This is a genomic window from Helicobacter salomonis (assembly GCF_017979425.1).
GTDB classification, from domain to species: Bacteria; Campylobacterota; Campylobacteria; order Campylobacterales; family Helicobacteraceae; genus Helicobacter; species Helicobacter salomonis.
In genome coordinates this window covers 1-12,206 of the sequence record NZ_JAERIS010000002.1, presented here as the reverse complement: position 1 = coordinate 12,206, position 12,206 = coordinate 1, and the positions used below count along the sequence as shown (strand labels likewise).

Annotated in this window: 13 protein-coding genes; 2 read left to right on the top strand and 11 right to left on the bottom strand. The window is 45.3% G+C overall.

The features are described 5' to 3' along the window. The first annotated feature begins 37 nt into the window (after positions 1-37). Both KCO92_RS00590 and KCO92_RS00585 read left to right on the top strand, forming a co-directional pair. Positions 38-886 carry a menaquinone biosynthesis family protein gene (locus KCO92_RS00590; protein ID WP_104695949.1) on the top strand — a complete coding sequence of 283 codons (849 nt, stop codon included), beginning with the start codon at positions 38-40 and terminating at the stop codon, positions 884-886. Then, positions 810-1,802 (top strand): alpha/beta fold hydrolase, encoded by a 993-nt coding sequence (locus KCO92_RS00585; protein ID WP_233710498.1) that lies wholly within the window; start codon positions 810-812, stop codon positions 1,800-1,802. Before KCO92_RS00590 ends, KCO92_RS00585 begins: the two co-directional genes overlap by 77 nt. Here the strand turns inward: KCO92_RS00585 and flhB are convergent. From flhB to KCO92_RS00530, 11 genes are all read right to left on the bottom strand, one after another. Further along, entirely contained in the window at positions 1,799-2,857 is a 1,059-nt protein-coding gene (gene flhB / locus KCO92_RS00580; RefSeq protein ID WP_013468698.1) for a flagellar biosynthesis protein FlhB, read from the bottom strand. The two genes, KCO92_RS00585 and flhB, sit on opposite strands and share 4 nt — an antisense overlap. After that, positions 2,850-3,425 carry an NTP transferase domain-containing protein gene (locus tag KCO92_RS00575; RefSeq protein ID WP_104695951.1) on the bottom strand — a complete coding sequence of 192 codons (576 nt, stop codon included), beginning with the start codon at positions 3,423-3,425 and terminating at the stop codon, positions 2,850-2,852. The genes flhB and KCO92_RS00575 overlap by 8 nt, the downstream gene beginning before the upstream one ends. Further along, a complete protein-coding gene (locus KCO92_RS00570; RefSeq protein ID WP_104695952.1) occupies positions 3,425-4,246 on the bottom strand; it encodes a DNA-methyltransferase in 822 nt (273 codons plus the stop codon). Before KCO92_RS00570 ends, KCO92_RS00575 begins: the two co-directional genes overlap by 1 nt. After that, positions 4,239-5,072: a type II restriction endonuclease gene (locus KCO92_RS00565; RefSeq protein WP_104695953.1), complete on the bottom strand. Its 834-nt coding sequence runs from the start codon at positions 5,070-5,072 to the stop codon at positions 4,239-4,241. Before KCO92_RS00565 ends, KCO92_RS00570 begins: the two co-directional genes overlap by 8 nt. Before the next feature lie 237 nt (positions 5,073-5,309). Further along, positions 5,310-5,864, bottom strand: a complete 555-nt coding sequence (locus tag KCO92_RS00560; RefSeq protein WP_425591273.1) for an ATP-binding cassette domain-containing protein — start codon at positions 5,862-5,864, stop codon at positions 5,310-5,312. 95 nt (positions 5,865-5,959) lie between these two features. Continuing rightward, complete coding sequence (locus tag KCO92_RS00555) at positions 5,960-6,574, bottom strand: ATP-binding cassette domain-containing protein (RefSeq protein WP_104695955.1); 615 nt, start codon at positions 6,572-6,574, stop codon at positions 5,960-5,962. Beyond that, positions 6,567-7,358, bottom strand: coding sequence for an ABC transporter permease (locus tag KCO92_RS00550; RefSeq protein ID WP_104695956.1), 792 nt, complete (start codon positions 7,356-7,358; stop codon positions 6,567-6,569). Before KCO92_RS00550 ends, KCO92_RS00555 begins: the two co-directional genes overlap by 8 nt. Then, the gene (locus tag KCO92_RS07610) at positions 7,346-8,302 is read right to left on the bottom strand and encodes an ABC transporter permease (RefSeq protein WP_104695957.1); all 957 of its coding nucleotides are present in this window, start codon (positions 8,300-8,302) and stop codon (positions 7,346-7,348) included. Before KCO92_RS07610 ends, KCO92_RS00550 begins: the two co-directional genes overlap by 13 nt. Beyond that, positions 8,302-9,855 (bottom strand): ABC transporter substrate-binding protein, encoded by a 1,554-nt coding sequence (locus KCO92_RS00540; protein WP_104695958.1) that lies wholly within the window; start codon positions 9,853-9,855, stop codon positions 8,302-8,304. The genes KCO92_RS07610 and KCO92_RS00540 overlap by 1 nt, the downstream gene beginning before the upstream one ends. Next, positions 9,852-11,387 carry an ABC transporter substrate-binding protein gene (locus tag KCO92_RS00535; RefSeq protein WP_104695959.1) on the bottom strand — a complete coding sequence of 512 codons (1,536 nt, stop codon included), beginning with the start codon at positions 11,385-11,387 and terminating at the stop codon, positions 9,852-9,854. Before KCO92_RS00535 ends, KCO92_RS00540 begins: the two co-directional genes overlap by 4 nt. A gap of 126 nt (positions 11,388-11,513) precedes the next feature. Further along, positions 11,514-12,206, bottom strand: a 693-nt coding sequence (locus KCO92_RS00530; RefSeq protein WP_210647441.1) for an RNA-guided endonuclease TnpB family protein, incomplete at its 5' end; no start/stop codon positions are given.

Below are 12,206 nucleotides of genomic sequence, written 5' to 3'. Positions count from 1 at the left end.
GTTAAACGAGATTCAGTCAAGAAAAACTAGGAGTTGCGTGTTAAGCATCGCCCATAGCCCAGATGCGGATGATATTTTTATGTTCTATGCGATCGCCTTTGGCTGGGTGGATTTGCCAAAAGCTTTCAGCCACTATGCTTTAGACATTGAAACCCTCAACACCCAAGCCCTGCAGGGCGTGCATGACATCAGCGCGATCTCCTTTGCTCTCTACCCCCTCATCGCTGATCAATACGCCCTCCTGCGCTGTGCGGCTAGCTTTGGAGAAGGGTATGGACCCAAGCTCATCCGCAAAGCCTCTACAAAGCTTAAAAAGAATTTTAAAGTCGCTCTAAGTGGGCGTTACACTACTAATGCTCTACTCTTTAGGCTTTACTACCCCCATGCGCGCGTGGTGTATAAAAACTTCTTAGAAATTGAAGGGGCGGTATTGAGTGGGGAGGTAGATGCGGGGGTGCTCATCCATGAGAGTATTTTAGATTTTCACCTCGATCTAGTGGTGGAAAAAGAGATTTGGGAGGTGTGGTGTGATCTCTCTAACTCAGAATTGCCCCTGCCTTTGGGCGGTATGGTACTACGCCGTTCTATCCCCCTGCTTCAAGCCATCACTTTAGAGAAGAAATTAACCCAAGCCATCGACTTAGCCCTAGCCCACTCGGAGCTGCTCTCTTCCATGCTTTTAGAGCGGGGTCTGGTGCGCGTGCAAAAGCAAAATCTAGCTACCTATTTAAATCTCTATGCTAATGCGAGTAGTCTAAATGACGCACAAATTCAAGGACTCAATGCCCTTTTTGATCTAGGCTTTAAACATGGTCTTTACCCCGCCCCTTTGCGCACACAAGATTACCTCATCCCCGAGCGTTACCACCAACTCAGGTTTTCTTAAAGCCATGGTTAGCGCGCGTTTTAGCTCAGATCACCCCAGTTATTTAGATTTACACTACGATCACTATGTGCCCGATCGCCCTAAAGGCGTGGGGGTGGTGATTGCTACGGGCATGGTGGAACACCGCAAACACTACACATGGCTAGCTTCGCGTATGTGTGCATGCGGTTATGATGTCTTTGTGCTCGATCACAGAGGGCATGGACAAAGCGTGTTAAAGGATAGCTCTGAGATTGCTTGGGGAGAGATGGGAGAAAATGGTTTTGAGCATGCCGTGTTGGACTTAGCCAAGTTTATCCGCGTGGTGCGCGGGATTTGCAAGGGGCATAAGTTGGTCGTATTAGGACATAGCATGGGCTCACTACTAGCGCGCCGTTTAATCCAACATGGTTACACCTCCCTAGACGCGCTCATTCTCACGGGCACACCCAGCCCCTTTAGGGGCTTAAAATGGTGCGCGCGCCTTGCTAGAGGGCTAAGCACTCTGCATTGCTCGCCTCGATGGAATTTGAGCGTGCTTTTTAGCTTGCATCCGCGCGTGCGCGCCTTTGGATTTAGGGGCGCGTGGCTGTGCAAAGACCCCAAAGCCCTTAAACGCTACCACGCAGACAAAGCAAGCCGTTTTACCTTTAGTATGAATAGCTTTGCCTGCCTGCTGGAGGGAGCGCATTTAGTCTTTAGCGCGCATGCTTATGGGGATAAAAACCTGCCTATCTTGCTCATGAGTGGTTTAGAAGATGTGTGTGGAGGTTTTGGAGTGGGGGTGATCAAGGCTTATAATGCCCTGCGCGCGCAAGGGTTTAAACAGGTATCCTTACAACTCTTAGAGCAAGGACGGCATAAAATCTTTGAAGAACCCGAAAAAGAAGAGATCTTACAGATTTTGTTAGCTTGGCTGGAACAGCGCGGCCTTTAACGCTTGTTTTTCATCTGCTCGATATGCGCCACTTGGGCAAAAACGATCGCCACTGCTTCAAAGAGCATTTTAGGAATCACCTCATCCACATCCACCTCTTTATACAGCTCGCGCGCTAGCTTGGGGTTTTCGATGATCTCAATCTCGTGTTCTCTGGCGATCGCCTTAATACGAATCGCTAAGTGTTCGATCCCCTTAGCCACCACCACAGGGGCGACATCCTTTTCTTCAAAGCGGAGCGCAACGGCGTAATGGGTAGGGTTAGTTACAACCACATTCGCACTAGGGATAGCCGCCATCATCTTGCTCATGGAGTTTTTGAGCATGAGTTGTTTAATCTTGGCTTTGATTTCAGGGTTACCCTCTTGTTGTTTGTATTCGTCCTTAACTTCTTGCTTAGTCATTTTAAGCGAATTAATGTATTGACGGCGTTTTAGCAGAAAATCTAATAAAGAGGCTACCAAAAAGAGAAATAGCAAGCTTGCAATAAGAATTAACGCCTTGTGTTCAAACCACAACGCCTGATCTCTAATCTCAACACGCGCGATTTTGGCTAACTCCCCGATAAACAAACTCACCACTACAAAGCCCAAGACAAAGGCGATACACACCTTCGCCGTGATGAGCAATCCATCTAAGAGCTTTTTAAGAGAGAAGAGATTTTTAAGCCCATTGATGGGGTTGATCTTAGAAAACTTAGGCACAATCGCTTTCGGGCTGAAAAGCAAGCCAAATTGCACCACATTAGCCAAAAACGCCACCACAAACATGAGAAATAAAAAAGGCAAGAGTACCCAAGCCACATCTTTAAGTAATTGTAAAGAGAGCAAGTGGAGATTATGGGGCGTGAAATCTAGGGCGATCCAGCGCAGACTCTGCCTAAAAATGCTTTCAAAATGATCTAACCACATGCTAAAAAAAGCCATCACCCCCCCAAAGCCTGCTACCAGCCCCAAAAACCCCACCACCTCTAAGCTTTTAGCGACATTACCCTCTTCGCGCGCTTTCTCGATCTTCTTAGCCGAGGGGAGTTCGGTCTTTTCTTCCTCAGCCATTTAAAATTTTCAACGTGCGTTGGTATGCCCTGTAGGTGTTGCAATTACTAAACTCCGGGCCCTCCTGCACCTCTATTGCCAAACCTCCCTCTAAAAGGGAGCTTACCGAGCCATCACTCTCTAAAGTGTCCTCTAGGGCATCTGCCATGCCCATCTGCCAGCACCCTAGCAAGTAAAAACACTCGGAACTCTTAGCATACACCACCCCCGCCTCTTGGGCGTGGTTACAGAGTGTTAAAATACTTTGAGCAGACACTAAGGGCATGTCTATAGGGATTACAAAGATCGTCTGTTGGAGGGCATACAAAGAGCGCACGATGCCTAGTAGGGGGCTAAAATCGGATCGGCAGTCCAAAATATAGGACGCATGCGCTTGTAAGTTATAGGACTCTTTGCAACTGATATAGACCCGCTCAAAAAGCGCGCTCATTTTGGCGTGCTGGTAGGCTAGGAGGCTAGGATAATTGCCAAAGGGCAACAACGCCTTATCACATTGTTGCCCCTTCACACGCATGCGCGCGCTTTTGCCACCAGTTAAGATCACACAGGGGATTTTTATTTTTGTCATCAAGCCATCACTCCCATTTTTTGGGCGCGTTTGGCAAATTCGCTAAAACGCACGTCTAAATCCTGCTTACGCGCGATGGAGAGATTAATAAACTCTTTTTCCTGCTCAATGCCTATAAAGGATCGCCCCAGCAAGTTGGCAGCAATCCCGGTGGTGCTCGACCCACTAAAAGGATCGCAGATCAAGCTATCTTGATGGCTAGCCATTAAAATCAAACGCAATAACAAGCCTAAGGGCTTTTGGGTGGGGTGTTTGCCTAAATGCTTTTCCCAAGGGGCAATCGCACTTAAGGTCCACACATCGCGCATTTGTTTACCCTGATTCAACTCCTTCATGCGCTCATAGTTGAAAATGTGGGCGTGCTTAGGGCTTTTTCTAGCCCATAAAATCTGTTCGCTCGCATGCACAAGTGTGCGGCATGAAAAATTGGGAGGCGGGTTGCTCTTATACCATGTGATTGTGTTTAAGAGCTTAAAACCCAGAGTTTGTAAAGCCAGTCCTAGGGAAAAGAGATTATGTTGGGTGGCACTAATAAAAACACTCCCATGGGGTTTGAGCGCGCGTTTGGCTAGGGCGATCCACTCCATGTTAAAAGCATGGATTTCATCAATCCCCCCTGCGCGATCCCATGTGCCCTTGTTCACGCTTACAATTTTGCCACTATCAATGGTCAAACCATCATTAGAGAGAAAATAAGGCGGATCGGCAAAGATCAAATCAAAACACCCCTCCATGCGTGCCAAAACCTCCCTACAATCATGATGATAAAGCGTGAATTTGCTATCCTCACTCACAAAAGTAGGGCTGATAGAATTAGGCATGGGTGATCTCGCTAATGAGGGAATCTAATTGGCTTAAATTATAGAGACGGACGCTTTTATAAGCCTCTTGGAGCTTGTTTTTTGCCTCAAGCCAGCCTTGTCCATCGGTGATCCAAATAAAATATTGGTTTATTTCAGTTTCAAAATGTAGGGCAAGTTCCGTATAAGCCCGTGCCACTTCATTAAGCTTGCTCCCTCCGCTACTATAAAAATTACACTCAATAAAATAGGTCGCGTGCGTGCCAGTGATGACAAAATCAAATTTCTTAATATCCGCGCCAAATTTGGCATGCAAGTTGGGATACCTTGTAACACTCACCTGTTCTTTAAAAATCAAACCTGCCTGACTAAAAACCTGTCTTAAATGCGACTCCATTAATGTTCCGCTACGATTTTTGCGCGCATTGCTGTCCAATCCCACCTCGACCCCTAGCACAAAGTCATTGAGATCATTAATATGCCCCTGAGCTAAAATAGCTAATAATCCGCTTTCTGCGAGAAAAGCGCAAATACCCTCTGGGTTTTGGGTGTAACTATCTAAAGAGACTTCTTGTTGTGCGGGGGTTAAAACGATCTCTTGAGCGTTTCTAACGGCCAGCAAGAGGGGTAAAACCTGAAACGCCTTAGGATATTCTTGGAATAAAAAGGCGACTTTTTGTGGCAAATCTTGCGCCTTGACTCCTAATAGAAAGTTGAGATGGTGGAGGCAAAGGCGCACCTGATCGCGCCGAAACAAGCATTTATCCCAATCCACAAAAAAATCCAACGCGCGGTTAGTCTTTTTTAAGGTCTGCATAAAGGTTGCAAAAGGAAGGGTGTTTTTCATTAGAGCAGTTTAGCGTATTCTAACTAAAGCTACTCGATTTTGTTAGATTTTGACATACTCCCCATAGCTAAAGCTAGGGGATTCTGGTATCATCAAAGTCTGCCCACAAGCGGGTCTTACGACTTCTACTCCAAGAGTGGATGCCCCCACTCTACGAAAGACATTATAGCACAAAATACGCCTTATGGCGCAAATAGGTAAATGGGTGCCAATTCAGCATGAAAACAATCCCTGCAATTAGTGTCTCTCATCTTGAACTAACCTGCCTGCTTCAAGCAGTAAGTGGCGGGAGAAATAGGTCTGGGCGATGGTTTTATCATGGGTGATGCAGATCATGCTCACTTGAAAATTTTCCTGATACTCCATCAGGGTTTCCATGATTTCATGTTTCAAGCGTTTATCCAGCGCACTTGTGATCTCATCTAAGAGTAAAATTTGAGGCTTGACCAACATAGCTCTAGCAATCCCCAATCTCTGCCTCTCGCCTCCGCTTAATTCTCTGGGCAACTTATCCAAGAGGGCGGGTTTGATCCGTGCACTCTGCAAAATCGATTCTAATTCGCTGTGACTTTTAAAACGCCTGCACACACTGCTTAAAAGACTTCTGACCCGCTTAGCTGGGTTAAGAGCAGTAAGCTGGTCTTGAAAGACATATTGGATAGTTTTTCTAAAGTGAGGCTCTTTGATACTTAAAATGTCCTCTGTGTTGTATAAAATTTGTCCTTGTTGAAAACTCTCTAGTCTAGCGATGCATTTGGCCAGTGTGCTTTTTCCACTCCCGCTTGTTCCCATGAGAGCTATGCTTTCCCCACTTTGCAGGCAGAAGTTAATATCTTGCAGAATGCAATGTTCTCCATAGGATTTATGCAAATGAGCGACTTCTAAGCTCACGAGAAATACCCCTCTTTGTCTCCAAAGTAAGTCATATGCCCATTCTCTAGGACTAAAACACTATCACAAAGTCTAAAAGCCACCTCTTCATCATGGGTGATGACTATTCTTTGAGTCTGGAGTTGCAAGAGTAATTCGATCACGCTATTGGTGTTGGCTACGTCTAGGGAGCTTGTCACTTCGTCTAATAAGAGGATTTTTGCTTCTAGGGCTAAGTTGAGCGCGATTTGCACCCGACTAGCCATGCCACGGCTCAATTCATAGGGGTAGAGATTCCACACCTTAGAGGGGATATTGAGCTGTTCGAAGATGGGTAGAGTTTTCTCTAGCTGGGCTTTTAAGACCATTTTAAAGGTATCTTGGATTTTCAGATAGGGAAAAAAACAGCTAATGCAATCTTGAAACACATAGCCCGCACGGCCCTGTGTAGACAGCTCAGTATAAACGACCTTGAGATTGGGAGGTAAAATGCCACAGATCGCTTTACATAGCGTGCTTTTCCCACTGCCACTGCTACCTAAAATAGCCAAATGAGCAGAAGTGCTAAAACTCACCCCATGTAAAATCTGATTTTTGGGCGTGTAGACACTCAAATCAGCTACCTTAAGCACGCTCTTGCACCTTTTCACCCAGAAACATGAGGGCAAAGACAATGCTAAAAACAGCCAAGCCCGGAACCAAAACAAGCCACCACGCCCCAGTAAAGATCGCTTGCGAGGCTTCATTGAGCATATTGCCCAAACTGGCCTCTCCCACAGCCAACCCCAGACCAAAAAAACTCAACAAGGCTTCCGTACTGATGGCATGCGCGCAAATATTGACAAAAAGTACAAACACGCTGTGTTGCGCTACGGGCAAAATTTCGCCAAACATGATCGCAAAACGCCCAGCGCCTAACGCCCTCTCATTGGCAACAAATTCATGGGTGCTAATATCTAAGAAAGTGTCGTAAATGACTTTGGCCATGCTCCCCCAGGAAAAAATGGCTAGGAGTAAGCTCAAAGCGATGATATTAAACCCTCGATGACTGAATGCACTGAAGAGCAAAATGAGCAATAAATTCGGTAAGGATAAAAAGCCGTCTAAAAAACGCAGTAAAGAAGATCGGATCAACTTGGGGGCGTTAAGGGTGATGAAGGCAAAACCCAGGGCAATCAGCACGGCAAATATTCCACTTAAAAGTCCGATCAAGACAGAGTTTCTGAGTGCAAATAAAAGTCTGGATAATTCATCACGCCCCAAGAAGTCTGTGCCTAAAAAATGCGCGGAGTCGGGGGGGAGTTTGAGTTGGGTTAAGTCCACTTGAGCAGGATCAAAAGGAGCACATAAGGGCAATAAAACAAGCAGGATCAAAAAAATAATGCCACCCAACCCGATTTTTTTTAAGTCTGCCATTTGGGATTTAAAACCTTTGCTAAAATTTCCACGATGAGGTTAAACACCACGACAACGATCGTGCTCAACAAGATAATGGCAAGTGCTAGAGGATAGTCTTTGCCAAGCAGCGCACTAATGGTGGTGCTACCTAGCCCCCCGATGGAAAACACGCTCTCGACAATATAAGTCCCACCCAAAATCCCTGCCACATTGGCCCCAAAATAACTCACAATGGGCAATAGGCTATAACGCAATACTAATTTAAGCTGGATTGTTTTCTCATCCACACCCCAAGAACGATAGCTGGTTACAAAGGGCTCTTGGAGAGTTTCTAATACAACACTGCGCACAAGGCGGGTGTAGATTGCCAGGTGAGAGAGGGTGAGCACTGCTATGGGAAGTGCCATGTGGTGGGCTAAATCTCCCAAAGTCTTCTCATGGCCTAAATCATAGACTCCAGAGCTGGGGAAAAACCCTAAAAGCACACTGAAGAACATGATAAAAATCAGACTGAGCCAAAAGGAGGGAATGCTAAAGAAACCCAAGGTCGTTATCATAACCATCTTGTCCCATAGAGAATCCTTAAAGAGAGCGCTCAAACCCCCTAAAATGAGAGCCAAGAGAAAGCTTAGGACAAAGCTCGTGAGGCCTAAAATGAGAGTATAGGGTAAGCGTTCCTTGATAATATCCAATACCCTCTCTCCACTGGCAAAACTCTCACCCCAGTTTCCATGCAAGCCATGCCATAACCACTCTACATAACGCACCATGAGGGGACGATTCAAGCCTAAGTTAGCCATAACCCTCTCTTGAACCATGGGATTGGCTGCCTGGATACTATCTCCGTAGATACTAGAAACAACACTCCCACTGGAAATATCTAGGAGCACAAAAATGACAAAGCTAAAGATCACAAGAAGCAAGAGAGCCCCCGCCACTCGTTTAGTGGCAAAGAGAAGCACTAATCCTTACTCCATTCTTCGACATTATGGGTGAAACGCGCCCCATGGTGCCCTAAGATAGTAGACTTGATTCCATGGATTTTAGTGTTATAGGCTAGTGGATAGTTTAAATAGACAAGAAATGCAAAGGGCGGGTTATCGTGCAAGGCATTGATAAACTTGGCATACCATGTCTTTCTTTCTTCCAAACTGGTCGCCGTTCTCGCCTTGAGCAAAGCCTCATCAACCTTAGGATCGCTATAGTGGCTGTAATTCCACCCCGCTTTATTGGTGCTTGAGTCCATTTTAGAGCTAAACACTCGATAGGTTTGCATGTCTGGATCAAGGGGACTTCCCCAGCCGATGATAAAAGCATCTACTTTGCTGATCTCAAATGCCCCATTATTCTTAGCAATAGCATGGGCTTTGATCCCTACCTTGCTTAGCTCACTTTGCAAGATATTGGCGAGTGCTACTCGGATTGGATTATGGCTACGGGCGTAAATGTCAAATTCCAAGGGTTTACCATCCTTAACAAACACCTTGTTGTGCAACTTCCAGCCATCTTTTTCTAGGATTTCTTTGGCTTTTTTGGGGTTGTAGGGATAGGTTTTAGCATGGGGGTCATTTGCCCAACTCACTTGAATCGGGTTGTTTGCCACAGAGCCATAACCATGCAGCACCTTAGTGGCAATGAGCTTGCGGTTGATGGCATATTCGATCGCTTGACGCACCGCCAAAGACTTTAGAATGGGGTTATGAAAGTTGAACATTAAAGCCCGATAATCTGCACTTTTAAAATCCATAATCTTGATATTTTTATCATCCTTGAGCTTTTTCACCAAATTAGGCTCGATTAACGCCACATCCAGCGACCCGTTTTTAATCTCGTAGGTGCGCACGCTGTGATCGGGGACGATTTTTAGGATTATCTTAGGGGACTTTGGCTTGCCCCGGTAGAAATGAGGGTTGGCTACAAAGCTGATATGACTACCCTTTTGCCACTGGACAAGTTGAAAAGGTCCAGTCCCAATAGGGTGTTGGTTAAAGGGGTCGGTGCTCACATCTTTACCTTGCAATAGGTGCTTGGGTAAGATGCCAAGACTGAGCACATCTAAGAGCGAGGGAAAGGGGGTTTTGAGCGCGATCTGAATGGTTTGAGGGTCCACCACCTTTACTTCCTTGATCTCTTCAAAATTCGCCCGAGCAGGGGTGTTGATCTTGTCATTGAGCACTTGGCTGATGGTGAATTCCACATCTGCCGCGCTGAATTTCTGCCCATCATGCCAAAGCACATCATCTCTCAAATGAAAAATCCAATTGAGCCCATCTTCGCTCACTTCCCAGCTCTTAGCTAAATCCGGTTCGACTTTCATATCTGGGGCAAATCGGGTCAATCCGCTAAAGACAAAATAAAGTGCAGGATCGTGGTCGCCATCAAATAGGGGATTGATGCGCTTGGTTTCATTCTCCACCCCAATCACAATCGTATCCTTGGGTGTGGCGGCGAAAACATGGGTAGCTAGCAAAGCAGCTAGCAATAATTTGCGCACAAGAGAACTCTTATAGCTCATTCCTTGCTCCATTCCTCAACATTGTGCGTGAAGCGTGCCCCATGGTGGCCTAGAATAGTGGGCTTAATACCATGAACCTTAACATTGTAGGCTAGGGGGTAGCGTAGATACACCAAGAACGCAAAGGGAGGATCCTTGTGTAAAGCGTTGATGAATTTGGCATACCAAAATTTGCGCTGCTCAATCTTATCCGTAGTGCGGGCTTTCAATAAGGCTTCATCCACATCTTTGTTACTATAATGATTGTAATTCCAGCCATTCTCATTGGTGCTCGCATCCATTTTAGAGCTAAACACCCGATAAGTCTGCACATCAGGATCGAGTGGGCTACCCCAACCAATGATAAAGCTATCTACCTTGTCTATTTCAAAAGCCCCACTATTCTTGGCAATGGCATGCGCCTTGATTCCAATTTTAGCTAGTTCACTCTGTAGAACATTGGCTAGAGTCACTCGGAGAGGATCGTTATTGAAGGCGTAAATATCAAACTCTAAAGGCTTGCCATTTTTATAGAGAACTTTTCCCTTGAGTTTCCAACCATCTTTGGCCAAAATTTCCTTGGCTTTTTTGGGATCATAGGGATAACCCTTAGCATTCTTATCATTGGCCCAACTCACCTGAATAGGATTGTTGGCTGCAAAGCCATAGCCATGCAAAATTTTATTGGCAATCAAGGAGCGATTGATCGCGTAGTTGATCGCCTGTCTTACTGCTTGAGATTTCAAGAGATCGTTGTGGAAGTTAAACATCAAAGCCCGGTAATCTGCACTGCTCATATCCATGATTTTGATGCGCTTATCGCGTTCTAAACTCTTTACTAAATTGGCTTCTACTAAAGCTACGTCTAAAGAGTTATTCTTAATTTCATAGGTGCGCACATTGTAATCAGGCACGATTTTTAAAATCATTTTCTCCGCCTTGGGCTTGCCGCGATAGAATTTCTCATTAGCTGCAAAGCTGATATAGCTTCCCTTTTGCCACTTGACAAATTTAAAGGGTCCTGTCCCAATGGGGTGTTGGTTGAAAGCATCGGTGTTTAAATCCTTGCCCTCCAAAAGATGTTTGGGCAACATACCAATACTGAGTGCATCCAAGAGCGGTGGGAAGGGGGTTTTGAGGGTAATTTTGAGGGTGAGAGGATCGAGCACTTCCACTTTTTCTACCTCTTCAAAACTAGCTCGCGCTGGAGCGTTGAGCTTTTCATTGAGAGCTTGCTCAATGGTGAATTTCACATCCTCAGCACTGAACTTCTGCCCGTCATGCCAAAGCGCGTCCTTCCTCAGGTGAAAGGTCCAAACAAGCCCATCGTCACTCACCTCCCAACTTTTAGCTAAATCAGGTTCAACTTTCATATCTGCTGAAAAGCGTGTCAAGCCACTAAAGACAAAATCTAGGGCACTATCATGATCTTCGTCGAAAAGCGGATTGATACGCGTCGTTTCGTTCTCAATCCCAATGACAATGGTATCCTTGGGCGTCAGAGCAAATACTTGTGCTGCCAACAAACCAACCAAAAAAAGCTTTTTGATCATCAGACATCTCCTCGTATAATTTAAATTCGGATATGCACGATTATAATATTATCTACATTAACGATGTGTTAACACAATCGCCTATTCCGCCAAGGAATGTGTCACTAATTGTGAATCACCCACCCGCTAAAACAAATGCGACGCATTTGCTGGGTGGGCTTCTTGCTTCAACGATCCATAACTAGCAGTATCTAGTATGTAGCCATACTTGGTTACAGCCCCGTTAGCGGAATCTCCACAAGCGTAACTTCGGGGGTTTCCCACCCTAGTTTTATCTACCTTGATAGCGTGTCGTTCATCTAGCATACCCAAAGCATAATTTCTAATATTGATACTGGCGTTTAGGTCTCTGTGGTGGTGTGTTTGACAACAAGGACAGATAAAATTTCTAATATGCAGTGGCTTTTTACCCGTGTTGCTCCCACAGGTCGAGCAGATTTGAGAGCTAGGGAAGTATTGGTTAATTTTGATAAGGGTTTTACCCTTCCAACCAGCCTTATATTCTAATAGACTAATGAGCCTAGACCAGCTAGCATTGGCAATGCTCTTAGCTAGTTTGTGGTTTTTGACTAAATTCCTAACTTTCAAGGTTTCTACTGCGATCAAATCGTATTGATTGGTTATCTCGCTACTGATTTTATGCAAGTAGTCCTCTCTGCTATGCCTAATAGAGGCGTGGATTTGTGCCACTTTCTTGGCTTGTTTTTTTCTATTACTAGAACCTTTGATTTTTTTAGACAATCTCCTTTGCGCTTTGGTGAGTTTTGTTTGTAGGTTTTGGAAAAACTTTTTATAAGGATAGAGCACGCCATTACTGGC

Excerpts from the sequence above, each read along its gene's own strand:
- flhB (WP_013468698.1), bottom strand. The coding sequence starts at position 2,857 with ATGGCTGAGGAAGAAAAGACCGAACTCCCCTCGGCTAAGAAGATCGAG.
- KCO92_RS00560 (WP_425591273.1), bottom strand. The coding sequence starts at position 5,864 with ATGGGAACAAGCGGGAGTGGAAAAAGCACACTGGCCAAATGCATCGCT.
- KCO92_RS00585 (WP_233710498.1), top strand. The coding sequence starts at position 810 with ATGGTCTTTACCCCGCCCCTTTGCGCACACAAGATTACCTCATCCCCG.
- KCO92_RS00550 (WP_104695956.1), bottom strand. The coding sequence starts at position 7,358 with ATGGCAGACTTAAAAAAAATCGGGTTGGGTGGCATTATTTTTTTGATC.
- KCO92_RS00540 (WP_104695958.1), bottom strand. The coding sequence starts at position 9,855 with ATGAGCTATAAGAGTTCTCTTGTGCGCAAATTATTGCTAGCTGCTTTG.
- KCO92_RS00575 (WP_104695951.1), bottom strand. The coding sequence starts at position 3,425 with ATGACAAAAATAAAAATCCCCTGTGTGATCTTAACTGGTGGCAAAAGC.
- KCO92_RS00570 (WP_104695952.1), bottom strand. The coding sequence starts at position 4,246 with ATGCCTAATTCTATCAGCCCTACTTTTGTGAGTGAGGATAGCAAATTC.
- KCO92_RS00565 (WP_104695953.1), bottom strand. The coding sequence starts at position 5,072 with ATGAAAAACACCCTTCCTTTTGCAACCTTTATGCAGACCTTAAAAAAG.
- KCO92_RS00535 (WP_104695959.1), bottom strand. The coding sequence starts at position 11,387 with ATGATCAAAAAGCTTTTTTTGGTTGGTTTGTTGGCAGCACAAGTATTT.